This is a genomic window from Rhodovarius sp. (assembly GCF_040399605.1).
In the GTDB taxonomy this organism is placed as follows: domain Bacteria; phylum Pseudomonadota; class Alphaproteobacteria; order Acetobacterales; family Acetobacteraceae; genus Rhodovarius; species Rhodovarius crocodyli_A.
The window spans coordinates 1-25,015 of record NZ_JBBARU010000027.1; the positions used below are offsets into that span (position 1 = coordinate 1).

Sequence of the window (25,015 nt, forward strand, 5' to 3'; positions counted from 1 at the left end):
GATCCCAACCCAAACATTCCCTGTTTCACCATCCCTCGATCTTGTTTACTCGCGCGCGCGCGGCGCGGCCTCATCGCGCACCAGGCGGCCGTCTTCCATGGTCAGGATGCGATCGGCCAGGGCCATGATGCGGGAATCATGGGTGACCATGAGGGTGGTGGTGCGGCGCTCGGTGGCGAGGAGGCGGATGATGTCGAGCAGTTGTTGTGCGCTTTCCCAATCCAGTGCTGCGGTGGGTTCATCGGCGAAGATGATGTCGGGGTTGCCCACCAGGGCGCGGGCGACGGCGACGCGCTGTTTTTGGCCGCCGGAGAGGTTGGCGGGCAGGTAGTGCAGCCGCTCGCCCAGGCCGAGCAGGCGCAGGGCGTGTTCGGCGGCCGCATCGGCGCCGGGGCGGATGCCATGGACATCGAGGCCCATGCGGACATTTTGCATCGCGGTGAGGCTGTCGTGCAGGTTATGGGCCTGGAAGATGAAGCCCAGGCGGCGGCGGCAGGCGATGCGGGTTTCTTCATCGGCGCCCAGCAATTCCTGGCCGAGCAGGCCCACGCTGCCCTGCTGCAAGGCGCGCAGGCAGCCGAGCAGGGTGAGCAGCGTGGTTTTGCCCGAGCCCGAGGCGCCGACCAGGATGACGAATTGCCCGCGCGGGATGGCGAGGTTGATATCGAAGAGCACTTGTCGCCGGGCCTCGCCCTCGCCGAAGGCGTGGTTCAGCCCGGCGATGCTGATGGCGGGGTGCATCAGAACAGCGCTGCCGGGTCGGCCTTGGCCAGGCGGCGGGTGGCGATGGCGCCTGAGAGGGTGCACATGATGATGGTGCCCAGCAGCATGAAGAGCATGCGGCTGCCGGTCATCTCCAGGGGCAAGCCGGCCGTGGCTTTGACTGCGGCATAAAGGGCGATGGCCAGCGCCGTGCCGGGCAGGAAGCCGAAGAGTGCGAGGATCACTGCCTCTTCGAAGATGACGCCGAGGAAGAAGGATTGCCGGTAGCCGATGGCTTTGAAGGTGGCGTATTCGCGCATGTGGTCGGCCACATCCGAGGCCAGGACCTGATAGACGATGATGATGCCCACCAGGGCGCCGATGACCACGCCAAAGCCGAAGACGATGCCGACGGGGCGCTGGGTGGTTTGGAAATTCTGGTCGCGGCGGATCGCCTCATCGACGCTGCGCACGGCGGTATCGGCTGCGGGCAAGGCGGCGCGTAGGCGGGCGATGAGGGGGTCGATGGCCTGGCCCGGGGCTGCGCGCACCAAGATGATATTGGGCGCGCCGGCGGTGCGGTTGCGGAAGAGTTTGAGGAAGGTCTGGTCGGAGACCACCATCACGCCATCGGCGCCAAAGCCGCCGCCGATGCGAAAACTGCCCAGGATATTGACCGAGCGATTGGCGGTTTCGATGCGATAGGGCCGGCCGGCATCGATTTCGTCGAAGAGTTCGGGCGGCACGTTGCGGGTGCCGCGGTCGATCAGCGCAGCGTTGGAGAGGGCGAGGAGTGGGCGGGCGGCTTCGATTTCGGCGACGCGAAAATTGGCCATGCGGGGGTCCACGCCCATGACATCGAGGGTGCGGATGGTGCCATCGGGCTGTTTCCAATCCATTTTGAAAATGTAGAGCGGCGTTGCCTCGGCCACACCGGGGATGGCGAGCGCTTCGAGCATGCGGTTGCGTGGCAGGGGGCTGCCATCTTGCAGGGTATTGGCGTCCGAGGCTTGGATGAGGATGTCGGCGTCAAAGCTGGCATAGGGCAGGCTGATGCCGTTGAGCAGGCCGCCGAGAAAGCCCAATTGCATATAGATCAGCAGATTGGCGAAGGTGACGCCGGCGAGGGCGGCGATCAGCCGGTTGCGGTTGTGGCGCAATTGCAGCCAGCCAATGGGCAGGCGGCCGAGCAGGCGGGTGAGCAGGGCGGTCATTGTGCCCCCTGCCCCCCCCCTGGGGCGCCCCAGGGGGCGTCAGCCGGATGCGCGCGGTGACTTGCAGATTGGCGAAGCGGGCGGCGATGGCGGCTGAGGCAGCGTCGAGTTCGATGACCGCGCGCAGCACGCGGGTATCGGTATTGGCGGCGGGGCTGGCATCGGTGAGCGTCTGGCGCAGCACTTCGGCGCCAATGCGCCCGAGGCTGCCGTTGAGGGCGCGGGGCAAGGCGGCGGCGGAGAGGGTGACGGGCTGGCCGGGGGCGAGCAGGTTCACCTGGTCTTCATAGACCTCGATTTCGGCGATCATCTGGTCGAGCCCGCCGAAGCTCATGAGGCCTTGCGCGGCGGGGCGTTCGCCGGGGCGGGCATAGAGGGTGAGCACGGTGCCGGCCATGGGGGCGCGGATGACGGCCTTGTCGAGATCAGCGAGGGCGCGGTCACGGTCGGCGGCGGCGGCCTCGGCATTGCGGCGGGCGAGGACCACATCGGCTTGCTCGTCGAGGCTGGGCGCGGCGTAGCGGGTGAGGTTGGCGCGGGCGCGGACCACCTCCTGCACCGCCTGCTCATAGGCGAGGCGGCGTTGATCGGCCACTTGCTCGGTGGCGGCACCGCGGCCGACGAGGGAGGAGGCGCGCTCCATGTCGCGGCGCAGGATGGGCAGGGCGGCTTCGGCGCGGGCGAGGCCGCTGCGCGATTCCTCGAGTGCGGCGGCGATGGCGATGCGGGTTTGCTCCAGCGCCGCCACGCGGGCGGCGTGGGTGGCTTCGGCCGAGGCGAGGGCAGCGCGGAGTGCGGGTTCGCTGTCCATGCGGGCTAGCACGGCGGAGGCGGGCACGGTTTCGCCCTCCTGCACCGGCAGGGTGGCGATGCGGGCATCGCCGGCGCCGAAGGGGGGGGCGATGATGAGGATGCGGCTGCGCGGCAGCAGCTTGCCCAGCGCCACCACCTGGCCGTGGATGGTGCGGGTGACGACGGTGCCGGCGGGCATGCGCTGTGCATCGGCCACCGGCCCAGGTTCCGCGCCCATAAAGCGCCAGGCCGCAGCGCCGGCCCCGAGGGCCAGGGCCAGCACCAGCAGCCATGCCCAAAGGCGCGCCGTGCCGCCTGGCCTCGCGGCGGTGGTATGGGGCACGGGCAGAGGCAGGGCGGGATTGGGCTGGCCGGCCGGCGTGGTCCCTTCTGGCATCGCGGCTATTCTGCTCCTGCCCGGCGGCGTGCCTGGCTGCTGATGTATGCTGGGGCGAAAGGAAGTCCCGTGAATGGGCATAGCCCAGCGTGGGGGTATCGCAAAGAGTCGAAGCTTCAACTGCTTCCCCGACAAGAAACGGCAGGTGGGGTATTGGCCGGTATGGTGGTGGGCGGTGCCTGTCACAACGTGTGGAACTGGGGCAGGATGGCGCCATGCCCACCATCTTCGCCGGCCTTGCGGCCATGCTGCTCTATTCAGGCAGCTTCGTCGCCACCCGGCACGCCATGATGGCGGGGCTGGGGCCGCTGGATGTGATGATGCTGCGCTACCTGCTGGGGGGGCTGGCCTGTGCGGCGGTGCTGGCGCGCATTGGCTTGGGCGGGCTCTCCTGGAGGCGGGTGGCGGTGCTGACGCTGCTGGGTGGGCTGCCGTATTACGGCATGCAGGTGGTGGGGGTGGGGCTGAGTTCGGCCAGCCACGCCGCCATGCTCAATCCGGGCGGCACGGTGGTGTTTGCCACTCTGCTGGGCTGGCTGGTGCTGCGTGACAAGCCAGGGCGCGGTGCGCTGGCGGCGCTGCCACTGCTGCTGGGTGGGCTGGTGCTGATTGCCGGCACGGGCCTGGGCGGCGCGGCCTGGCTGGGCGATGGGATGCTGCTGTTCAGCGGGCTGCAATGGGCGCTTTACGGCACGCTGCTGCGCGCCTGGGGGGTGTCTGGGCTGCGCTCGGCCTGCATGATCAGCGCGTGTTCCCTGCCCTATGTGCCGGTGCATCTGGTGGTTTTTGGCTGGGGTGGGCTGGCGGCGGCACCGGAGGAGGCGCTGTTCCAGGCGCTGTATCAGGGCCTGGGCGTGGGGTTGCTGGCCAATGCGCTGTATTCACATTGCTATGCGGTGATGGGGCCGGGGCGGGCGGCGATTTTTCCGCCGCTGGTGCCGGTGCTGGGCACGCTTCTGGCGGCGCTGGTGCTGGCTGAGGCGCTCAGCGCGGCGCAATTTTTGGGCATGGCGCTGGTGGTGAGTGGCATGCTGCTGGCCGGGCTGTGGCGGCGCCCGGCCTGGTAGGGTTACCGGCAGACGCGGCGGGTCGTGGTGCGGTAATGTACGCGGTTATAGCGGTCCACATAGCGTTGCCGGTAGGTCTCGTTCCAGCAGCGTTGGGGGCGGCGGTAATGACCGGGGACCCCCACGGGCGCAGGCGCGACATAGCCGGTGACGGTCTCGCTGACGACCACGGGCTGGGAGCCATCGACGGGCACGCAGGCGGCGAGAGCGAGGCCGGCCAGCGCCGCGAAGAGGGTGCGACGGATCATGGAAAATCTCCTTTCGGAGACACTAATGGGGTAGCCGGAAGCCTGCAATCCATTGGGGCGCCGGGTGAAACACCGCAGCGCCCCTGAGAGCATTTTTAAGCCTTGCGGTGTCGCAAGGCAGTTCGGACATGGCGCGAAAGCCGAGCGGCTTACAGCCCGAACTGGCTGACGAATTTGGTGTTCAGATAGGCCTCGATGGCCTCCGAACCACCCTCGGTGCCGTAGCCGCTGTCGCGCACGCCGCCGAAGGGGACTTCGGGCAGAGCGAGGCCGAGATGGTTGATGGTCATCATGCCGACCTCAACGCCGGCGGCGAGCGCCTGCGCCGTCTTGGCGCTGCCGGTGAAGGCATAGCTGGCGAGGCCGAAGGGCAGCCGATTGGCCTCGGTCACCACATCGGAGAAGTCCTTGAAGGGGCGCATCAGGGCGACGGGGCCGAAGGGTTCCTCATTCATCGCCCGCATATCCAGCGTGGCGCCGGCGACCACGGTGGGCTCGAAGAAATAGCCCTTATTGCCGATGCGGCTGCCGCCGGTGGTGATCTCGGCGCCCTTGGAGCGGGCATCGGCGATCAGCGCCTCCATTTGCGGCACCCGGCGCTCATTGGCCATGGGGCCCATATTGGTGCTGGCATCGAGGCCATCGCCCACCTTCAGCGCCTTGGCGTGGCTGGTGAAGCTGGCGACGAATTGGTCATAGACATTCTCCTGCACCAGGAAGCGGGTGGGGGAGACGCAGACCTGGCCGGCATTGCGGAATTTGGCGAAGGCGAGGGTCTTGGCGGCGAGTTCGACATCGGCGTCATTGAACACCATGGCCGGGGCGTGGCCGCCCAATTCCATGGTGACGCGCTTCATGTGCTGGCCAGCCATGGCGGAGAGCATTTTGCCCACCGGGGTGGAACCCGTGAAGGTGACCTTGCGGATGATCGGGCTGGCGATGAGGTAGGAGCTGATCTCGCTCGGCACGCCATAGACGAGGCCGATGACATCACCGGGCACGCCGGCATCGAGGAAGGCGCGGATCAGTTCTGCCGGGCTGGCCGGGGTTTCTTCCGGGGCTTTGACGATGATCGAGCAGCCGGCGGCCAGGGCGGCGGAGAGCTTGCGCACGATCTGGTTGATCGGGAAGTTCCAGGGGGTGAAGGCGGCGACAGGGCCGACCGGCTCCTTGATGGTGAGCTGATAGACGCCCTCGGCGCGGGCGGGGATGACATGGCCATAGGTGCGGCGCGATTCCTCGGCGAACCAGTCGATCGTGTCGGCACCGCCCATGATCTCGACCCGGGCTTCGCCCAGCGGCTTGCCCTGCTCCAGGGTCATCAGCCGGGCGATGTCATCGGCGCGGCTGCGCAGGAGGTCGGCGGCTTTGCGCATGATCTTGGAGCGCTCGAAAGCGCTGATCTTGCGCCAGGTGGCGAAGCCGCGCTCGGCGGCGGCCAGCGCTGCGTCCAGATCGACCTGGGTGGCATGGGCGACGGTGCCGATCACCTCCTCATTGGCGGGGTTGAGCACCTCGATGCTGCGGCCCTCGGCACCGCCGCGCCAGGCGCCGGCAATGTGGAGCAGGGTATTGGGGTAATTGGCCATGTGGTTTCTCCCGTGTGTGAGACTAGAATGGGGCCGGCAGCGTGTTGGTGCAATGTGCGGGGGGTGGTGCTGGTGGCCCGGGGAAGGGCTTTGCCCCTCCCCGTACCCCTCCCCACCAAAGGCCGGAGGGCCTTTGGAAACCATGAGAAAGCCAAATTGGGGGAGGGGGGCCGCAACGCTTTGCCGGCGGCCAGCGCGCGCTGCCCCCCTCCCCCAATTTGGCTTTTACCTCGCGGTCCAGGGGCCCGCCGGCCCCTGGTGGGTGGGAGTATCGGGGGAGGGCAAAGCCCTTCCCCGGGCAGCCCAGACTACGCTTCAACCACGCATCCCGCAGAGAGTGTCACCGTCCGATCCATCCGCGCCGCCAGGGCTGGGTTGTGGGTGGCGATGAGTGCGGCGACGCCTTGTTCGCGGACTTGTTCGAGCAATTCGGCGAAGACGCGCTCCGCGGTGCTGATGTCGAGGTTGCCGGTGGGTTCGTCGGCGAGGAGGATGCGGGGGCGGTTGGCCAGGGCGCGGGCGATGGCGACGCGTTGTTGTTCGCCGCCGGAGAGTTTGCCGGGGCGGTGGTCTTCGCGGCCGGTGAGGCCGAAGCGGGCCATAAGGTCGCGGGCGCGGGCATCGGCGACGGGGCGTGGGGTGCCGGCCGCCATTTGCGGCAGGGCGATATTTTCGAGGGCGGAGAATTCCGGCAGCAGGTGATGGAATTGGTAGACGAAGCCGATGGTGCTGCGGCGGATGGCGGTGCGGGTATCGTCATTGAGGGTGCCGGCGGCGGCGCCGCTGACGAAGACCTCGCCGGAATCGGGGCGTTCGAGCAGGCCGGCCAAATGCAGCAGGGTGGATTTGCCGGTGCCGGAGGGGGCGACGAGGGCGGTGATTTCGCCTGGATGCAGGCTGAGATTGGCGTGTTCGAGCACGGTGAGGACGCCGGCCTCAGTGCGGTAGCGGCGGGCGACGGCGCGCAGTTCCAGGGCGGGGTTATTCATTGCGCAGCATCACCACGGGGTCGGTCCGGGCGGCCCGCCAGGAGGGGTAGAGGGTGGCGAGGAGGGAGAGGCCGAGGCCCATGAGCACCACCTGGATGACCTCATTGGGGTCCACCACGGCGGGCAATTGGGTGAGGAAGTAGATTTCGGCCGAGAAGAGTTCGGTGCCGCTGAGGGATTGGATGAATTGGCGGATGTTTTCGATGTTGAGGCAGAAGACGAGGCCCAGCAGGAAGCCGATGGCGGTGCCGAGCACGCCCACCGAGGCGCCGCAGAGGAGGAAGATGCGCATGACCGCGCCGCTTGTGGCGCCCATGGTGCGCAGCACGGCGATGTCGCGGCCCTTATCCTTCACCAGCATGATGAGGGAGGAGACGATGTTGAAGGCGGCGACGATGATGATGAGGGTGAGGATGAGGAACATCACGTTGCGTTCCACCTTCACCGCATTGAAGAAGCTGGAATTGGCGTCTTGCCAGTCGAGGATGCGCAAGGGGCGGCCGAGGGCGGCGCGGATGGCGGTGTTGACGCTGCGGGCGCGCAGCGGGTCTTCGACGAAGACTTCAATCTGGGTTGCGGCGTCGCCGGTTTGGAAGAAGGTTTGGGCGGCGGCCATGGGGAGGAAGACGAAGGTGCTGTCATATTCGTTCATCCCCACCTCGAACATCGCCACCACGCGATAGGCGCGCAGGCGGGGAACGGTGCCGAGCACGGTGGTGCGGCCCTGGGGGGAGATGATGGTCAGGCGGTCACCAATGGTGAGGCCGAGGCGGGCGGCCATGCGGGTGCCGATCATCACCACGTCATCGCCGGTGAAATCGGCCAGGCGGCCGGCGCGGATATTGTCGGCGATGATGCGGCGCGCGGCCATATCCTCGGGGCGGATGCCGCGGGCGAGGCCGCCGGAGGCGCCGCCGCCCTCGCTGGTGAGCAGCACCTGGCCTTCGACGAGGGGGGTGGCGGAGACGACGCCGGGGAGGGTGCGGATGCGCTCGGTCAGCGGGCCGTAATCGGGCAGGTTGCCGGCTTGGGCGGAGGCGATGGACATATGGCCGTTGAGGCCGAGGATGCGGCCGAGCAATTCCTGGCGGAAGCCATTCATCACGCTCATGACAATGATGAGGGTGGCGACGCCAAGGGCGATGCCGACGAGCGAGAAGATGGCGATGACCGAGACGAAGCGCTCGCCCTTGCGGGCGCGGAGATAGCGGAAGGCGATCATCCGTTCGAAGGGGTTGAACATCAGCGGCGCGGCCGAAACAGGCGCAGCAGGGCCTGGTGGACGATGATGGTGATCGGCAGGCTGATGGCGATGGTGCGCATGATCTCGTCGGGCCAGCCGAGGCTTTCGCGGATCGGCGGGGCGGCGAACATGCCGGCGGCGAGCGCGGCCAGCATGATCGTCAGGTTGCGCCAGGACTGGCGGCGGGGGTCAGCCTCGGATGCGGGCAAGGGCTTCCTCCACGGAGACTTCCACCCGCTCACCGGTGGCGCGGCGCTTGAGTTCGACCACGCCATTGGCCGCACCGCGCGGGCCGACAATGGCCTGCCAGGGGAAGCCCATGAGGTCGGCATCGGCGAATTTGACGCCCGCACGCTCGGCGCGGTCATCATAGACGGCGTTGTCGCCGAGTGCGGTGTGGAGTTGCTCGCAGATGGCGTCGGTGCTGGCGTCGCCCTGTTTGAGGTTGAGGATGGCGGCGGCATAGGGGGCGACGGAATCGGGCCAGATGATGCCGGCCTCATCGTGATTGGCCTCGATCAGCGCGCCCACGAGGCGGGAGACGCCGATGCCATAGCTGCCCATTTCGGGGATGACCGGCTTGCCATCCTGGCCGGGGACGGAGAGGCCCATGGCGGCGCTGTATTTGGTGCCGAAATAGAAAATATGGCCGACCTCGATGCCGCGGCCCTCGCGCCTGCGCTCGGCGGGCAGGGCCTCGAAGGCGGCGGCGTCGTGCATTTCATCGGTGGCGGCGTACATGGCGGTGACTTGGTCGAAGCCGGATTTGAGGGCGGGGATATCGTCGTAATCGGTGACGGTGCCGGCCCAGTCGGAGGCTTCGAAGGCGCTGTCGAAGAACACCGCACTTTCGCCGGTTTCGGCCAGGACGATGAATTCATGGGAGAGATTGCCGCCGATGGGGCCGGTATCGGCGCGCATGGGCACGGCTTTGAGGCCGAGGCGCTGGAAGGTGCGCAGATAGGCAAAGAACATCTGCCGGTAGGCGTGCTGGGCGGCCTCAGCGGTGATGTCGAAGGAATAGGCGTCCTTCATCAGGAATTCACGGCCGCGCATGACGCCAAAGCGCGGGCGCACCTCGTCGCGGAATTTCCACTGGATGTGGTAGAGGTTGCGGGGGAGGTCGCGATAGCTTTTGGCGTAGCTGCGGAAGATGTCGGTGATCATTTCCTCATTGGTCGGGCCATAGAGCATTTCGCGGTCATGGCGGTCGATGAGGCGGAGCATTTCCTTGCCATAGCCGTCATAGCGGCCGGATTGGCGCCAGAGTTCGGCGGATTGGATGGTGGGCATCAGCACTTCCTGCGCCCCTGCCCTGTCCTGCTCCTCGCGCACGATCTGGCTGACGCGCTGGAGCACGCGCCAGCCCAGTGGCAGCCAGGCGTAGATGCCCGCGGAGGTTTGCCGCACCAGGCCGGCGCGGAGCATGAGGCGATGCGAGACGATGGTCGCCTCGGCCGGGGTTTCCTTGAGTGTGGGCAGGAAGGCGCGGGAGAGGCGCAAGGCTGTGGTCCTCGAAGATGGTGTGGTCTGGTGTAGCCTAATGGGGCGCTGAACAGAACCTCCCTGACGCTGATTTAATTCCTTGGTGATGGGTGGGGCGTTAGGCTTTATTGACTGGTGTGGTGTGGGGAGGATTGCGGCGCCATGGCATGGTGGTGATGGGCTGATCGGGCCGATGACGGCGCTCCGTTTCGGTATCGGAGCAATATAACTGCAGTGCAGCATCGATTTTAGCAAGATTCCTGCCTGAATCGCCGCTTTTGGCTGCAGAAATTGCTTTCCTATGCCGATGGACTGGGCTAAAGAAGGGACTGCGCGTGTCATCGCGCAGCCCAAGTTTAGGGAGGAAACGCCAGTCACACGGCAGAAAGAGGACCAACCCTCTCTCTGCGATGAGTTTGGCGATAATGGCCGGGGCGCTCAACGCCTAACGGTCGCAACAAAGGCGAAAAAACGGGCGGAAAGTCCGAGCCTGCCTATAAGAAAAGCGGATCATGCCGGGAATGGTTTGATCCGCTTATTTTTTGTGCAGCTTTCTGGGCGGCTGCGCCGCCGCTCCCCCTGCATCGTTGGAAATATCAGAGTCAGCGCGTGGGCATCGCCAGCCAGCCATCGCGGAAACTCGCCCATTCCTGGTTGCTGAGCCAATACACCACCAGCCAAAGCAGCGTGGCCAGCAACGTGGTGCCGGCCAGCTTGTGCCAGAGTGAAAACCCCACCGGCGCGCCGCGCCAGCCGCCGGTGGTTTCCGCCCCGCTGGCATCGGGGCGGATGCCGATGGGCAGGATGCAAAACAGCGCCGTCCACCAGATCAAAAAATAGACAACAATGCCCGAGACCAGACCCATCTCTCACACCCGCATCAGATGGACTTCGACATTGGGCCGCTTCTTCAGGCGGCGGCCCACCGATTTGCGCAGCGCGGCGCGGGCCGCCTCACGCAGCGCATCATCCTCGCGCTTGAGCGAATTGGGCAATTCCATCACCACCCGGGCGAGTTCTATGGCCAATTGCGCTGGCTCCTCGCCATCGGCGTCGAAAAGCCCCGGCGCGGCCACTTGCGGCTTGCCCAGCACCTTGCCGGCCTTGTCCACCGCAAGGCTCGCCACCACCACGCCGTTGAACAGCATGCGCTTGCGCGCGCCCAGCACGCCGCCTTCGAGCGGCAGCAGGCGCGGGCCGTCAATGGCGAGGCGGCCTACGACGGCACTTTCCACCACATCGGCGCGGCCGGGGGCGAGGCGGAGGATATCGCCATCCTCGATCAGAATGGCGTCCGCACCGCAATCCTCGGCGAGGCCGGCATGTTCGGAGAGGTGGCGCCATTCGCCATGCACCGGCACGCAGTATTTCGGCTTCACCAGGCTGTAGAGGCGCTTGAGTTCATCGCGCGCCGGGTGGCCGGAGACATGCACCTTCTCATCATCGGCGGTGATGATGGTGACGCCGGCACGGCCCAACTCGTCCTGCATGCGCAGCACCGCGCGCTCATTGCCCGGGATCATGCGGGCGGAGAAAATGACCGTATCGCCCTCACCCAGCGAGATATTGGGGTGGTTATCGGCGGCGATTTTGGCGAGCGCGCTGCGCTCCTCGCCCTGGCTGCCGGTGCACAGGATGAGCAGCTCGTCATCGGCCTGGTATTGCGCCTCATCCTCATTGAGGAAATCGGGCACGCCTTTGAGATAGCCGCATTCACGCGCCGAGGTGACCGAATTGCGCAGGCTGCGGCCGAACAGCGCCACTTTGCGGCCGGCGGCCTTGGCGGCCAGCGCCACGCTCTCCAGCCGGGCGATATTGGTGGCGAAGCAGGTGACGGCGATGCGGCCCTTGATGCCGGCGATGAGCGGCAGGAAGGCTTCACGCACTGTGGCTTCGGAGCCGGCACGGCCATCGACCATGGCATTGGTGCTGTCGCAGACCATGGCCAGCACGCCCTCTTCGCCGATGCGGGCGAAGCCGGCCTCATCGGTTGGCGGGCCGACCAGGGGGTTGGGGTCCAGTTTCCAGTCGCCGGTGTGAACGACGATGCCGTGGCGGGTGCGCAGCACCAGGGCCTGGGCCTCGACGATGGAGTGGCTGACGGCGAGGAACTGGCACTCGAAGGGGGCGAGGGAGAAGGAGCCGCCGGGCTTGACCACGTGCAGCGGCACCTCCTGCGCCAGGCCATGCTCGCCCAATTTGCGCCGCAGCACATTGATGACGAAGGGGGTGCCGTAGATGGGGCATTTCAGCTTGCGCCACAGATGGGCAACGGCGCCGATATGGTCCTCATGCGCATGGGTGATGATCATGCCGACCAGCTTCTCGCGCCGCTCGGCCAACCAGACGGGGTCGGGCACCATCACATCGACTTCGGGCATCTCGGCCCCGCCAAAGCCAATGCCGCAATCCACCGCGAGCAATGTGCCGTCACAGCGATAGACGTTGAAATTCATCCCTATCTCGCCGGTACCGCCCAGCGGGATGAAGGCCAAATCATTATTATTCAGTTCGGTCATACTCTTCCTATTGCCGCCCGGGGCGGCGTTGCAGTCATCGCGATGTCGGCGCGCAGGGATGCGGCGCAATTCAGAGGGTTATATGGGCCGGTTTGGCGAAATTGCGAAGGAAAACCTTCACACGGGGTTATTCCAACTCGGCGCGGATGCGGCTCGGCAGCGAGGGTGCGGGGTTGCGCGTGCAGAGCAGGCGCAGGCCTTCGAGCGTGATGTCCTGATCGATGCGCTCGATCACCTGGGTGCCTTCAGCGAAAAGTGGCGCGAGGCCGCCGGTGGCGACGAGTTTGAGCGGCGCGCCATATTCGGCGCGTACCCGGGCGACAATGCCCTCGATCAGCCCGACATAGCCCCAATAAATGCCCGATTGCATGGCGGCGACGGTGTTGCGGCCAATGGCGGCCTGGGGGCGGCCAATGCCGATGCGCGGCAGGCGGGCGGCGGCCTGGTGCAGCGCCTCGATGGAGAGGTTGATGCCAGGCGCGATGACCCCGCCCAGATAGGCGCCATCGGCATCGACCACATCAAAGGTGGTGGCGGTGCCGAAATCGACGACGATCAGCGGGCCCTTATAGAGGGTATGGGCGGCCAGCGCATTGAGCAGGCGGTCCGCCCCCACATCATTGGGGGTATCGACGCGGATGGCGAAACCCCAATCCAGCGCGGCGCGGGCGACGAGGGGCTCGGTGCTGAACCAGTCGCGGCAGAGGCGGCGAAGATTGTACAGGGCGGCGGGCACCACGGTGCCGATGACGCAGCGCGTGATCTGAATCGGCCTCAGGCCGGACATTTGCATGAGCGTGAGCAGCCAGACGGCGTATTCATCCGAGGTGCGGGCGGCATTGGTCATGATGCGCCAGCGGCCGCGCCATTGATGGCCGTCATGCACCGCGAAGACCACATTAGTATTGCCCGCGTCAATCGCCAGCAGCATCAGACCACTTCCCCGGCATGAAATTCCAAGACCCGCCCCTCTATCGCCAGCAGCAGGCTGCCGCTGGGCGAAAGCCCCTCATAGCGCCCGTTGTGCCGGCTTGCACCCTGCTGGAGGGAAAGTGCCGCGCCCAAGGGCGGGCCGGCGGCCATCCAGGCGGCGCGGATGGGGGCGAAGCCGGCGCTGGCATGGGTTTCGGCTCGGACAGCGAGGGCGGCGAGCAGGCGGGCGGCGAATTCTTCCGGCGGTTCTGCACCGAGGGCTGCGGTGGCGCGGCCGGGGAGTTCGGGCGCATGGGCGAGGTTGACGCCTATGCCCAGGGTGAGCCAGTCGATCATGCCATCGGCGGTGGCAGCACTTTGGGTGAGGATGCCGCCGGCCTTGGCGTCACCCAGCATCAGGTCATTGGGCCATTTGAGGCGTGTGGCGGCGCCGGCGGCATCATGCAGGGCGACGGCGGCGAGCAGCGCCCATTGCGGTGCGGCGCGCGCCGGGGCGGCGGGGCGCAGCAGCACCGAGAGGTGGAGATTGCCGGGCGGGGATTGCCAGGCCCGGCCCTGGGTGCCGCGGCCGGCGGTTTGCTGGCGAGCGAGGATGGCGAGGCCGGCTGGCGCAGCCTCCTCCGCCGCCCGCGCCGCCATGAGGGTGGCGGTGCTGGGCAGGCTATCGAAAACCTCGAGGCGGAACTTCAACCCAGGATGGACGCCACGGCATGGCGTGCCGCCGCGAGCGGCGGTGCGGGGAAGAGGAAAAAGAAGGTGGTGAAGAGGCCAGTGCCGGCCAGCACCACCGAAAGCCCGACGGGGCGCGCATCGAAGCCGGGCAAGGCCGGGTCGAAATACATCACCTTAATGATGCGCAGATAGTAATAGGCCGAGACCACCGAGGAGAGCACGCCGATCAGGGCGAGAACCCAAAAACCCTTCTCGATGGCGGGCAGCAGCACATAGAGCTTGCTGAAGAAGCCGGCCAAGGGCGGCACGCCGGCCATGGAGAACATGAAGACGGCCATGGCCAGCGCCATGGCAGGGTCGGTGCGGCCGAGGCCGGCAAGGTCATCCACACCCTCCACCGCCTGGCCGTCGCGGCGCATGGAGATGAGCACGGCGAAGGCGCCCATATTCATGAAGAGGTAAATGGCCATGTAGAGCAGCACGCCACGCAGCCCGCTCTCACCGCCCACGGCCAGGCCCATCAGGGCGAAGCCGATATGGCCGATGGAGGAATAGGCCATGAGGCGCTTGATGTTGCGCTGACCGATGGCGGCGAGCGCGCCCAGCACCATCGACCCCAGCGAGGCCAGCACGATGACCTGCTGCCATTGCGCCACCGTCTCGCCAAAGGGCCCGGCCAGGACGCGCACGAGGAGGGCCACGGCGGCGATTTTGGGGGCGGAGGCGAAGAAGGCGGTGACCGGGGTGGGCGCGCCCTCATAGACATCGGGCGTCCACATATGGAAGGGCACGGCGGAGATCTTGAAGGAGAGGGCGGCGATGATGAAGACAATGCCCACCACCACCCCGGCCGAGACGCCCTGCTGGGCCGAGAGCGCATCGGCCAGACGGTCAAAATTCGTGGTGCCGGCAAAGCCATAGACCAGGGATGCGCCATAAAGCAGCAGGCCAGAGGCCAGGGCGCCCAAGACGAAGTATTTCAGCCCGGCCTCGGCGGCGCGGGAATTGTCACGGTCGATGGCGGCGATGACGTAGAGCGGCAGGCTGAGCAATTCTAGGCCCATATAGAGCGACATGAGGTCATTGGCCGAGATCATCACCATCATGCCGACGGTGGCGAAGAGCAGCAGCACGGGGAATTCGAAGCGCGAGAGGCCTTGCTTTTCGAAGAAATCCATCGACAGCACGAGGCCCATGGCGGCGCCGAGCAGGCAGAGCACCTTCATGAAGGAGGAGAAGCTGTCGGCGATGTATTGGCCGCCGAAGGCTGTGCCTTCCTTTTGCACCAGCACCAGGGCGGCGGCGAGGAGCAGCGCGCCGAGGGTGGCGATGGAGACGGCGAAACTGGTATCGCGCTTGGGCAATACGCCACCGACCAGGATGGCGAGGCCGCATAGGGCGAGGGTGATTTCCGGCAGGGCCAGGGTCCAGTTCATGGGGCTATTCCTGCAAGGCGCGCCACGCCGAGCGCGGCCTGATGCTGTGTCACGATTTGCGCCACGGAGGCGGTGAAGAACTGGGTGAAGGAGGAGGGGTAGAGCCCCATCCACAAGGTGAGGGCGATGAGGGGGGCGAAGATGGCGTGCTCACGCGGCGAAAGATCCGCCAGGCCGCGCAGGCTCTCGCGGGTGATCTGGCCGAAGGCGACCCGGCGATAGAGCAGCAGCATATAGGCCGCACCGAGGATCATGCCGGTGGCAGCCCCCAGCGCCACCCAGGGGGAGACGGCGAAAGCGCCCATGATGACCAGGAACTCGCCGGGGAAACCCGCGGTGCCGGGCAGCGCCACCGAGGCCATGGTGAAAAGCATGAAGACCAGCGCATAGGCGGGGATGATTTTGGCCACACCGCCATAGCGGGCGATTTCGCGGGTATGCTCACGGTCATAGAGCACGCCGACGCAAAGGAAGAGCGCGCCGGAGACCACGCCATGGCTGAGCATCTGGAACAACGCGCCCTCAATGCCCTGCACATTGGCGGTGAAGATGCCGATGGTGACGATGCCCATATGGGCGACCGAGGAATAGGCGATGAGCTTTTTCATGTCGGTCTGCGCGAGTGCGACGAGCGAGGTGTAGATCACGGCGATGACCGAGAGGGCGAAGATGAAGGGGGCGAATTGCGCGCTGGCCTCTGGCAGCATGGGCAGCGAGAAGCGCAGGAAGCCATAGCCGCCCATTTTGAGCAGCACGCCGGCGAGGATGACGGAGCCCGCGGTGGGGGCCTCGACATGCGCGTCGGGCAGCCAGGTGTGGACGGGCCACATCGGCACCTTCACCGCGAAGGAGGCGAAGAAGGCGAAGAAGATCCAGGGCTGCCAGGCGGAGGCGATGCGCTTGGTGAGCAATTCGGGGATATCGGTGGTGCCGGCGGAATGCCACAGCGCGATGATGGCGAGCAGCATCAGCACCGAGCCGGCGAAGGTGTAGAGGAAGAATTTATAGGCGGCATAAACCCGCCGCGCGCCGCCCCAGACGCCGATGATGAGGAACATCGGGATCAGCACGCCCTCGAAGAAAATGTAGAACAGCATGAAGTCGAGGCTGACGAACATGCCGATCATCATGGTTTCGAGCACCAGGAAGGCGATCATGTATTCGCGCACGCGCGATTGCACGCTCTCCCAGCTGGCCAGGATGCAGATGGGCGTGAGCAGGGTGGAGAGCAGCACGAAGAGCACCGAGATGCCATCCACGCCCAGATGATAGCCAATGCCGAAATCGGGCAGCCAGGCGCGGCTTTCCTGGAATTGGAAGCCGGCGATGGAGGTGTCGAACTGGAACCACAGGACGAGCGAGAGGGCGAAGACGATCAGCGAGGTCCAAAGCGCCGTCCAGCGGGCATTGGCGGCGATTGTTTCATCATCGCCGCGCACCATCATGATGATGAAGGCGCCCACCAGCGGCAGGAAGGTGAGCAGGGAGAGCAGCGGGTAACCAGCGGCATTCATGGCTCAGCGCCCCAGCAGGAAGATGGTGATGAAGGCGACGAGGCCGATGATCATGGCGAAGGCGTAGCTTGCCACCCTGCCCGTCTGGAGTTGCACGGTGCCGCGCGCCGCACCGGCGGCGAGGCTGGCCGCGCCATTGGGCATGCCGTCGATATATTTGGTGTCGCCGGTCTTCCAGAGGAAATTCGCCAGGCGCAGGGCGGGCTGGACGAAGATGCGGTCATAAAGCTCATCAAAATACCATTTGTTGAGCAGGAAGCGGTAGAGGCCCGGCGCGGCGGCTGCGAGGCGGGCGGGGATGTTCGGGAAGACCATGTAGAGCAGGAAGGCGAGGCCGATGCCGGAGAAGGCGACGGCCTTGGCGACCAGGGGCACCCATTCGGGGGCGTGGTGCAGCGCCTCCATCATGTGCTTTTCGGGGCTGTTGAAGATGGAAGCGCCCCAGAAAGCATGCGCGTGATCGCCGATGAAATAGGGCGCGAAGACTGCGCCGGTGGTGATGGCGCCAATGCTGAGCACCAGCAGCGGCACGAGCATGACCCAGGGGCTCTCATGCACATGTTCCATGGTGTGATGGTCTGCCCGGGGCTTGCCATGGAAGGTGAGGATGATGAGGCGCCAGGAATAGAAGGCGGTGAGGAAGGCGGCGAGCGCGCCGCAGATGAAGGCATAGACGCCCACGGTTGAATGCGCGGCCATGGCACCTTCCAGGATGGCGTCCTTGGAGTAGTAGCCAGCGAAGAGGGGGATGCCGGCGAGGGCGAGGGAGCCTATCCACATCACCGCATAGGTGATGGGGATTTTCTTCCAGATGCCGCCCATCTTGCGGATATCCTGCTCATCCGACATCGCATGGATGACCGAGCCGGCACCGAGGAAGAGCAGCGCCTTGAAGAAGGCATGGGTGAAGAGGTGGAACACCGCCGCCTGATACAGCCCCACGCCAGCGGCGAAGAACATGTAACCAAGCTGCGAGCAGGTGGAATAGGCGATGATGCGCTTGATATCGTTCTGCACGCAACCAATGGTGGCGGCGAAGAGGGCGGTGGAGGCGCCGACCACGGTGACGATGGCGAGTGCGATGGGGGCGAATTCCATCACCGGCGACATGCGCGCCATGAGGAAGACGCCAGCGGTGACCATGGTGGCGGCGTGGATGAGGGCGGAGACCGGGGTGGGGCCTTCCATCGCATCCGGCAGCCAGGTGTGCAGGCCGAGCTGAGCGGATTTGCCGCAGGCGCCTAGGAAGAGCAGCACGCCGATCACTTCAAGCGCGGGCAGGCCCATGAATTGCGCCTGGGCCTGGGCCGGGGCGGCGGCGAAGATCGTCGAGAATTCGACCGAGCCGAAAGTGGCGAAGGTGAGCGCCATGCCCAGCATGAAGAACACATCGCCCACGCGGTTGACGATAAAGGCCTTCATGGCCGCGGCGCAGGCGCTTTGCTTCTCATACCAATAGCCGATGAGCAGGTAGCTCGCGAGGCCCACACCCTCCCAGCCGAAGAAGAGCTGGACGAGGTTATCGGCGGTGACCAGCATCAGCATCATGAAGGTGAAGAGGCTGAGATAGGCGAAGAAGCGCGGGCGCGTCGCGTCATGGCTCATATAGCCGACGGAGTAGATATGGATGAGGGTGGAGATGAAGGTCACCATCGCCACCATGATCGCCGAGAGCGTGTCGTAGCGCAGCGCCCAGGCGAATTCGAGGTCACCAATATCGAGCCAGGTGACGATTTGCACGGTGCTGGGCTGGGCGAGGAAGGCCACCTGCCAGAAGGAGAGCGCGCCGCAGAGCGCGGCCAGGGCCATGCACAGCACGGTCACCCATTGGGATGCGCGGTCACCGATCCAGCGGCCGAAGAAGCCGGCGATGGTCGCGCCCAGCAGGGGGAAGAAAACGGCTCCGACTAGCACCGGCTCAGCCTTTCAGCGCCGAGATATCCTCGACCTCGATGGTTCCGCGGTTGCGGAAATAGATGACGACCATGGCCAGACCAATCGCCGCTTCCGCGGCCGCCACGGTGAGGATGAAGAGGGCGAAGACCTGGCCGGCCAGGTCATCAAGGGCGGCGGAGAAGCCGACGAGGTTGATGTTCACCGCCAGCAGGATGAGTTCGATGCTCATCAGAATGACGATGACGTTCTTGCGGTTCATGAAGATGCCGAAAATGCCCAGCACGAAGAGGATGGCACCCAGCGTGAGGTAATGGGCGAGGCCGATGTTGAGCATCAGTGGTGGCCTCCATGTTCGCTATGTTTGGGCGCTTCCGGCGGCGGCGGCGGCGGTAATTGGCGGCGCAGAACCTCGTCCATCCGCACGCCTTGGCGCAGGGGCACATCCAGGCTCTCGACGGCACCGAGGCGGGCGAGTTGCGCCTCCACGCTCTGGCGGCGGGTGTTGGTGCTGCTGCGCAGCGTCAGCACGATGGCGCCGATCATGGCAACGAGCAGGATGAGGCCGGAGATTTGGAAGAGGTAGATGTAATCAGTGTAGAGGATGCGCCCTATCGCCTTGGTATTGGTGATATTGGCTGGGGTTGCGGCCAGGCGAAGCTCCTGCGCGTCGGTGCTGAATTGCCAGGTGCCGAGGACCAATAGGAGTTCCAGGAAGAGGATGCCGCCGACGACCGCGCCGATCGGGGCGTAGCGCTGCACGCCGGCGCGCATCTTCACGAAATCAATGTCGAGCATCATCACGACAAAGAGGAAGAGCACGGCGACGGCGCCGACATAGACGATGACCAGGATCATCGCCAGGAATTCGGCGCCGGCCAGCAGGAAGAGGCCCGAGGCGTTGAAGAAACAGGCGATGAGCGCCAGCACCGAATGCACGGGATTGCGCGATGTCACCACCATCACCGCGCAGGCGACGAGGATGAAGGCGAAGAGATAGAAGGTCAGTGCGATCATCGGTAGGGTGCGTCCAGCTCAAGGCGCTTGGCCAGGATGGGCTCCCAGCGGTCACCATTGGCGAGGAGGCGATCCTTGTCGTACATCAGCTCCTCACGCGTTTCGGTGGCGAATTCGAGGTTTGGGCCTTCGACGATGGCATCCACCGGGCAGGCTTCCTCGCATAGGCCGCAATAGATGCATTTGGTCATGTCGATGTCGTAGCGCGTGGTGCGGCGGGAGCCATCTTCGCGCGGTTCGGCCTCGATGGTGATGGCCTGGGCGGGGCAGACCGCCTCACACAGCTTGCAGGCGATGCAGCGCTCTTCGCCATTGGCGTAGCGGCGCAGCGCGTGTTCGCCCTTGAAGCGCGGCGAGATGGGCGCTTTTTCATAGGGGTAATTGATGGTCGCCTTGGGGCGGAACATCTCGCGGAAGGTTGAGGCCATGCCGGAGAGGATTTCCACCAGCAGGAAGGAGCGGGCGAGCCGGTCGAGGGTCATCATGCGGGCAGCCACCCTGTGAGTTTGAGCGTGAAGGCGGTGAGCACCAGCCAGAACAGCGTGAAGGGCAGAAAGATCTTCCAGCCCAGCCGCATCAACTGGTCATAGCGGTAGCGGGGGAAGGTGGCGCGCACCCAGATGAAGCAGAACAGGATGGCCGCGACCTTCAGCGCGAACCAGGCCGGGCCCGGCAGCCAGTTGAAGGGGGCGATGTCCAGCGGCGGATACCACCCACCCAGGAAGAGGATGGTGGTCAGCGCGGACATGAGGATCATGTTGGCGTATTCGCCCAGGAAAAATAGGGCGAAGGACATGGAGGAGTATTCGACGAAGAAGCCGGCGACCAATTCGCTCTCACCCTCGGGCAGGTCGAAGGGGGCGCGGTTGGTTTCGGCCAGGGCGGAGATGAAGAAGATGACGAACATCGGGAAGAGCGGGATGGCGAACCAGAGGTTTTCCTGCGCCCGGACGATGTCGGTGAGGTTGAGGCTGCCCACGCAGAGCAGCACGGTGACGATGACGAAGCCGATGGAGACTTCATAGCTCACCATCTGTGCCGCCGAGCGCAGCGCGCCGAGGAAGGCGTATTTCGAATTCGACGCCCAGCCGGCGATGATGATGCCATAGACGCCGAGCGAACTCACCGCGAAGAGGTAGAGGATGCCGACATTGATATCGGCAATCGCCCAGCCATCATTCACCGGGATCACCGCCCAGGCGATCATCGCCAGCAGGAAGGTGAGCATCGGCGCCGAGAGGAAGAGGTATCGGCTGGCACCGGCCGGCACGATGGTCTCTTTCATCAGCATTTTGATGGCATCGGCAAAGGGCTGCAGCATGCCGAAGGGGCCGACCATATTGGGCCCCTTGCGCATTTGCATCAGGGCCAGAACTTTGCGTTCGGCCCAGGTGAGGTAGGCCACGGCGATAAGCACCGGCACCAGCAGTGCCAGGGTCTGCGCCACTGTCAGGGCGAGGTGGCCCAGATTGGTGTCGAGGAAGGCGTCCATCTTATTCGGCCGCCAGGGCTGGGGTGGCGGCGCTGCGGGCGCATTCCGCCATGGTGTCGCTGGCGCGGGTGATGGGGTCCACCTGCCAGTAATTGCCGGGGGCGGCGGTGAAAGCTTCGCCGCTCAGGGGGGCCGGCGGCGGTGCCTCCAGCGCTGCCTCGGGCACGATGCCGGCGAAGAGCGGGTGTTTTCCGCGCAGGGCTTCGATTGTATCGAACGGCAAGGGCTTGCCGAGGATGGCGGAGGCGGCGCGGATGATTTTCCAATCCTCACGCGCCTCGCCGGGAGGCAGCACCGCGGCCCAGCCGCGCTGCATCCGGCCCTCGGTGTTGAGCCAGGTGGCGTCCTTCTCGGTATAGGCGGCGCCGGGGAGGATGATATCGGCGCGGGCGGCGGCGGCATCGCCGTGATGGCCCTGATAGATGACGAAGGTGTTTTGGCCGATGCGCGCGGGGTCGAAGCCATCGGCACCGAGCAGCCAGAGCGCGTCCACGCCGCCGCCCATCATGGCGGCGAGGTTGAGGCCGCGGGGGCCGGGCAGGAAGCCGAGTTCCAGCGCCGCCACCTGGCCGCCGAAGCTGTGCAGGAGGTTGAAGCCATTCCATTCCGGCGTGGGGTTGGCCAGCGCCCAGGCATGGGCGAGCAGGGCCGCGCCATCGGGGCGGGCGAGTGCGGCGCGGCCGAGGATGACCATGGGGCGTTCGGCGCCGGTGAGGAAATCCGTGTCGAGGCCGACCTGGGTGGCGGCGTAGGTCAGGTCAGTCGCGGGGCCGACATAGGCGACCTTGAGGCCGGCCAGGGTGGCCTTGCGGATGCGGGCATTGATGACCGGGGCTTCGAGGCGGGGGTTGCTGCCGATGATGAGCAGCCTATCCGCCGCCTCGATGCCGGCGATGGCGGTGTTGAAGAGGTGATGGGCGCGGTGCTCGCCGGTGATGGCCTCGCCCTGCTGGCGGCAATCGAGGTTTTCCGAGCCGAGCGCGGTCATCAGGGATTTGAGGGCGAAGATCGCCTCGGCATCCACCGTGTCGCCGACCACGGCACCGATGCGGCCGCCGGGGATGGTTTTCAAGCGGGTGGCGATTTCGGAAAACGCCTCGGGCCAAGTCGCGGCGACGAGTTTGCCGTTGCGGCGAATCCAGGGGCGGTCCAACCGGCGGCGTTTGAGGCCATCGAAGGAGAAGCGGCCGCGATCGGCCAGCCATTCCTCATTGATGGCTTCATCCTGGCGGGGGAGGATGCGCAGCACTTCGCCGCCGCGGGTGTCGATGCGGATGGGGGTGCCGGTGGCATCCAGCACGTCGATGCTGTCGGTCTTTTGCAATTCCCAGGGGCGGGAGACGAAGGCATAGGGCCGGGAGGTCAGCGCGCCGACGGGGCAGATGTCGATCAGGTTGCCGGAGAGTTCGGAGCTGAGCGCCTTTTCGACATAGGTGCCGACTTCCATGGTCTCGCCGCGGCCGGTGGCGCCGAGTTCGGGCACGCCGGCTACTTCGGTGGCGAAGCGGATGCAGCGGGTGCATTGGATGCAGCGCGTCATCACCGTTTTGATGAGCGGGCCGATATTTTTGTCTTTGACCGAGCGCTTTTGCTCGTCGAAGCGGGAAGAATCCTTGCCATAGGCCACGGCCTGGTCCTGCAGGTCGCATTCGCCGCCCTGGTCGCAGATCGGGCAATCGAGCGGGTGGTTGATGAGCAGGAATTCCATCACGCCGCGGCGGGCGTTGCGGACCATGGCGGTGTCGGTGAAGATTTTCATCCCCTCCATCACCGGATAGGCGCAGGAGGCCACCGGCTTGGGGGCTTTTTCGACCTCGACGAGGCACATGCGGCAATTGCCGGCGACCGAGAGGCGCTCATGGTAGCAGAAGCGCGGGATTTCCTTTCCCGCAGCCTCGCAGGCCTGGAGCACGGAGGCGCCATTGGGGATTTCGACTTCGATGCCGTCGACGGTGACCTTGGCCATCAGTAGTGCTCCTCCAAGCGGACTTGTGCTGACTGGTCAATGCCAACACCAACCCTAGCAACAATTTTAGACATCCCAATCATCACCCAACAACGCTCTCAACCTTGCGCCTGAACGCGCATGGAAGAATATGTAACGTCGCTTTTTTGTGATCACTCTTTCCTCGAATATAGTCAGAACTCAAAAAACGCTTATGCCGCTTCAATTGCTCCAAAATTGTCACGTCCCAATCATCAGATTTTTTAATTTCTCCAACTTCGACACACGCCCAGAGCATATACGAAACATACCATTCATATTTTTCGAAATTTTCTCGGCTACCATCAAGCGTCAGTTTAGAGAAATCAAATTCTCCTGTATCGGCCATCAACGATAACTCTGGATGATCCATTGAGTAGCGCTCGTAGTCTCTCCAGGTCGCGACCGAAAGTGCTTCCTTATGATTAATCTTGAAATCAGTAATTTGATAAGCAACGAACATAACGGATGCCACGGCCAAGCACGCTGAGATAATAGTCGCGTAATCGGCAACGCGCTCGAGTTCCATCTCTCACTCCGCCGCCATCGCGGTGTGGGCGGCCTTATAGGCCGCGATTCGCTCTTCCATCAGCGGCCTGAAATGCCTGATGAGGCCTTGCACCGGCCAGACGCCGCCATCGGCCAGGGCGCAGATGGTGTGGCCCTCGATTTGGCGGGTCACCTGTTCCAGCACGTCGATTTCGGCGATTTCGGCGCGGCCTTCGACCATGCGCAGCATTACCCGGTTCACCCAGCCCATGCCCTCGCGGCAGGGGGTGCATTGGCCGCAGCTTTCATGCTTGTAGAAGGCGGAGAGGCGCTGGATGGCTTTGATCAAATCGGTTGATTTGTCCATCACGATGACGCCCGCCGTGCCCAGGCCGGTTTTGTGTTCGCGCAGGGCGTCGAAATCCATCAGCACATCGTCGCAGACGCTTTTCGGGATCATCGGCGTGGAGGAGCCGCCGGGGATGACGGCCAGCAGATTATCCCAGCCGCCGCGCACGCCGCCGGCATGGCGGTCGATCAATTCGCGCAGCGGCATGCTCATTTCTTCTTCCACGTTGCAGGGCTTGTTCACATGGCCTTGCAGGCAGAAGATTTTGGTGCCGGAGTTTTTGGCGCGGCCGAAGCCGGCGAACCAGGAGGCACCGCGACGGAGGATGGTGGGCGCGACGGCGATGGTTTCGACGTTGTTCACCGTGGTGGGGCAGCCATAAAGGCCGACAGCGGCGGGGAATGGCGGTTTCATCCGCGGCATACCCTTCTTGCCTTCCAGGCTTTCGATCAGGGCGGTTTCCTCGCCGCAGATATAGGCGCCGGCGCCGCGATGCAGATAAAGCTCGTAATCATAGCCCGAGCCGGCGGCATTTTTGCCGAGCAGGCCGGCATCATAGGCCTCATCGATGGCCGCCTGGAGGATTTTGGCCTCATAGGCGTATTCGCCGCGGATATAGATATAGCCGGCGGAGGCGCCCATGGCGGAGCCGGCGATCAGGCAGCCTTCGATCAGCTTATGCGGATCATGGCGGATGATGTCGCGGTCCTTGCAGGTGCCGGGCTCGCTCTCATCGGCATTGACCACGAGGTAGCAGGGGCGGCCATCGGTCGCTTTGGGCATGAAGGACCATTTCATGCCGGTGGGGAAGCCGGCGCCGCCGCGGCCGCGCAGGCCGCTTTCCTTCATCTCATTGACGATCCAGTCGCGGCCCTTCTGGATGATGCCGGCCGTGCCGTCCCAATCGCCACGCATGCGGGCGGCAGCGAGGTTCCAGGGCTGGGTGCCGTAGAGATTGGTGAAAATCCGGTCCTTGTCAGACAATACCATG

The 25,015-nt window shown here is 65.1% G+C and carries 24 protein-coding genes; 1 reads left to right on the forward strand and 23 read right to left on the reverse strand.

Annotation, left to right across the window (positions count from 1 at the left end):
- Window positions 1-45: 45 nt before the first annotated feature.
- The 3 genes from ABWP84_RS09115 to ABWP84_RS09125 are packed head-to-tail and all read right to left on the reverse strand — an operon-like array spanning window position 46 to window position 3,105.
- Entirely contained in the window at window positions 46-741 is a 696-nt protein-coding gene (locus tag ABWP84_RS09115; protein WP_353211711.1) for an ATP-binding cassette domain-containing protein, read from the reverse strand.
- Window positions 741-1,841 carry an ABC transporter permease DevC gene (devC, locus tag ABWP84_RS09120; RefSeq protein WP_353211745.1) on the reverse strand — a complete coding sequence of 367 codons (1,101 nt, stop codon included), beginning with the start codon at window positions 1,839-1,841 and terminating at the stop codon, window positions 741-743. The genes ABWP84_RS09115 and devC overlap by 1 nt, the downstream gene beginning before the upstream one ends.
- Window positions 1,732-3,105, reverse strand: a complete 1,374-nt coding sequence (locus ABWP84_RS09125) for an HlyD family efflux transporter periplasmic adaptor subunit (protein ID WP_353211712.1) — start codon at window positions 3,103-3,105, stop codon at window positions 1,732-1,734. Before ABWP84_RS09125 ends, devC begins: the two co-directional genes overlap by 110 nt.
- A gap of 215 nt (window positions 3,106-3,320) precedes the next feature.
- Between ABWP84_RS09125 and ABWP84_RS09130 the strand changes: the two genes are divergently transcribed.
- The gene (locus ABWP84_RS09130; RefSeq protein ID WP_353211713.1) at window positions 3,321-4,172 is read left to right on the forward strand and encodes a DMT family transporter; all 852 of its coding nucleotides are present in this window, start codon (window positions 3,321-3,323) and stop codon (window positions 4,170-4,172) included.
- A gap of 2 nt (window positions 4,173-4,174) precedes the next feature.
- Here the strand turns inward: ABWP84_RS09130 and ABWP84_RS09135 are convergent, their stop codons facing one another.
- From ABWP84_RS09135 to nuoF, 20 genes are all read right to left on the reverse strand, one after another.
- Entirely contained in the window at window positions 4,175-4,420 is a 246-nt protein-coding gene (locus ABWP84_RS09135) for a hypothetical protein (RefSeq protein WP_353211714.1), read from the reverse strand.
- Window positions 4,421-4,569: 149 nt separating this feature from the next.
- Window positions 4,570-6,009 carry an NAD-dependent succinate-semialdehyde dehydrogenase gene (locus ABWP84_RS09140; RefSeq protein WP_353211715.1) on the reverse strand — a complete coding sequence of 480 codons (1,440 nt, stop codon included), beginning with the start codon at window positions 6,007-6,009 and terminating at the stop codon, window positions 4,570-4,572.
- A gap of 308 nt (window positions 6,010-6,317) precedes the next feature.
- On the reverse strand, window positions 6,318-6,998 hold the full coding sequence (locus ABWP84_RS09145) for an ABC transporter ATP-binding protein (RefSeq protein ID WP_353211716.1): 681 nt from the start codon (window positions 6,996-6,998) through the stop codon (window positions 6,318-6,320).
- Window positions 6,991-8,241 carry a lipoprotein-releasing ABC transporter permease subunit gene (locus tag ABWP84_RS09150; RefSeq protein WP_353211717.1) on the reverse strand — a complete coding sequence of 417 codons (1,251 nt, stop codon included), beginning with the start codon at window positions 8,239-8,241 and terminating at the stop codon, window positions 6,991-6,993. The genes ABWP84_RS09145 and ABWP84_RS09150 overlap by 8 nt, the downstream gene beginning before the upstream one ends.
- Window positions 8,241-8,450 (reverse strand): hypothetical protein, encoded by a 210-nt coding sequence (locus ABWP84_RS09155; RefSeq protein WP_353211718.1) that lies wholly within the window; start codon window positions 8,448-8,450, stop codon window positions 8,241-8,243. Before ABWP84_RS09155 ends, ABWP84_RS09150 begins: the two co-directional genes overlap by 1 nt.
- Window positions 8,431-9,744 carry a proline--tRNA ligase gene (gene proS / locus ABWP84_RS09160; protein WP_353211719.1) on the reverse strand — a complete coding sequence of 438 codons (1,314 nt, stop codon included), beginning with the start codon at window positions 9,742-9,744 and terminating at the stop codon, window positions 8,431-8,433. The genes ABWP84_RS09155 and proS overlap by 20 nt, the downstream gene beginning before the upstream one ends.
- A gap of 584 nt (window positions 9,745-10,328) precedes the next feature.
- Entirely contained in the window at window positions 10,329-10,592 is a 264-nt protein-coding gene (locus ABWP84_RS09165) for a DUF1467 family protein (protein WP_353211720.1), read from the reverse strand.
- A gap of 3 nt (window positions 10,593-10,595) precedes the next feature.
- Complete coding sequence (locus ABWP84_RS09170) at window positions 10,596-12,245, reverse strand: ribonuclease J (protein ID WP_353211721.1); 1,650 nt, start codon at window positions 12,243-12,245, stop codon at window positions 10,596-10,598.
- 127 nt (window positions 12,246-12,372) lie between these two features.
- Window positions 12,373-13,176 (reverse strand): type III pantothenate kinase, encoded by an 804-nt coding sequence (locus ABWP84_RS09175; protein WP_353211722.1) that lies wholly within the window; start codon window positions 13,174-13,176, stop codon window positions 12,373-12,375.
- Window positions 13,176-13,868: a biotin--[acetyl-CoA-carboxylase] ligase gene (locus tag ABWP84_RS09180; protein WP_353211723.1), complete on the reverse strand. Its 693-nt coding sequence runs from the start codon at window positions 13,866-13,868 to the stop codon at window positions 13,176-13,178. Before ABWP84_RS09180 ends, ABWP84_RS09175 begins: the two co-directional genes overlap by 1 nt.
- On the reverse strand, window positions 13,865-15,286 hold the full coding sequence (gene nuoN / locus ABWP84_RS09185; protein WP_353211724.1) for an NADH-quinone oxidoreductase subunit NuoN: 1,422 nt from the start codon (window positions 15,284-15,286) through the stop codon (window positions 13,865-13,867). The genes ABWP84_RS09180 and nuoN overlap by 4 nt, the downstream gene beginning before the upstream one ends.
- Window positions 15,283-16,800, reverse strand: coding sequence for an NADH-quinone oxidoreductase subunit M (locus ABWP84_RS09190; RefSeq protein WP_353211725.1), 1,518 nt, complete (start codon window positions 16,798-16,800; stop codon window positions 15,283-15,285). Before ABWP84_RS09190 ends, nuoN begins: the two co-directional genes overlap by 4 nt.
- Before the next feature lie 3 nt (window positions 16,801-16,803).
- Complete coding sequence (nuoL, locus tag ABWP84_RS09195; RefSeq protein WP_353211726.1) at window positions 16,804-18,714, reverse strand: NADH-quinone oxidoreductase subunit L; 1,911 nt, start codon at window positions 18,712-18,714, stop codon at window positions 16,804-16,806.
- Window positions 18,715-18,718: 4 nt separating this feature from the next.
- Complete coding sequence (gene nuoK / locus ABWP84_RS09200; RefSeq protein ID WP_353211727.1) at window positions 18,719-19,030, reverse strand: NADH-quinone oxidoreductase subunit NuoK; 312 nt, start codon at window positions 19,028-19,030, stop codon at window positions 18,719-18,721.
- Window positions 19,030-19,710: an NADH-quinone oxidoreductase subunit J gene (locus tag ABWP84_RS09205; protein ID WP_353211728.1), complete on the reverse strand. Its 681-nt coding sequence runs from the start codon at window positions 19,708-19,710 to the stop codon at window positions 19,030-19,032. Before ABWP84_RS09205 ends, nuoK begins: the two co-directional genes overlap by 1 nt.
- Window positions 19,707-20,195 carry an NADH-quinone oxidoreductase subunit NuoI gene (nuoI, locus tag ABWP84_RS09210; protein ID WP_353211729.1) on the reverse strand — a complete coding sequence of 163 codons (489 nt, stop codon included), beginning with the start codon at window positions 20,193-20,195 and terminating at the stop codon, window positions 19,707-19,709. The genes ABWP84_RS09205 and nuoI overlap by 4 nt, the downstream gene beginning before the upstream one ends.
- Window positions 20,192-21,202 (reverse strand): NADH-quinone oxidoreductase subunit NuoH, encoded by a 1,011-nt coding sequence (gene nuoH / locus ABWP84_RS09215; RefSeq protein ID WP_353211730.1) that lies wholly within the window; start codon window positions 21,200-21,202, stop codon window positions 20,192-20,194. The genes nuoI and nuoH overlap by 4 nt, the downstream gene beginning before the upstream one ends.
- A 1-nt stretch (window position 21,203) precedes the next feature.
- Window positions 21,204-23,168: an NADH-quinone oxidoreductase subunit NuoG gene (gene nuoG / locus ABWP84_RS09220; protein WP_353211731.1), complete on the reverse strand. Its 1,965-nt coding sequence runs from the start codon at window positions 23,166-23,168 to the stop codon at window positions 21,204-21,206.
- A gap of 82 nt (window positions 23,169-23,250) precedes the next feature.
- The gene (locus ABWP84_RS09225) at window positions 23,251-23,715 is read right to left on the reverse strand and encodes a hypothetical protein (protein WP_353211732.1); all 465 of its coding nucleotides are present in this window, start codon (window positions 23,713-23,715) and stop codon (window positions 23,251-23,253) included.
- Window positions 23,716-23,718: 3 nt separating this feature from the next.
- A complete protein-coding gene (nuoF, locus tag ABWP84_RS09230) occupies window positions 23,719-25,014 on the reverse strand; it encodes an NADH-quinone oxidoreductase subunit NuoF (protein ID WP_353211733.1) in 1,296 nt (431 codons plus the stop codon).
- Window position 25,015 lies beyond the last annotated feature (1 nt).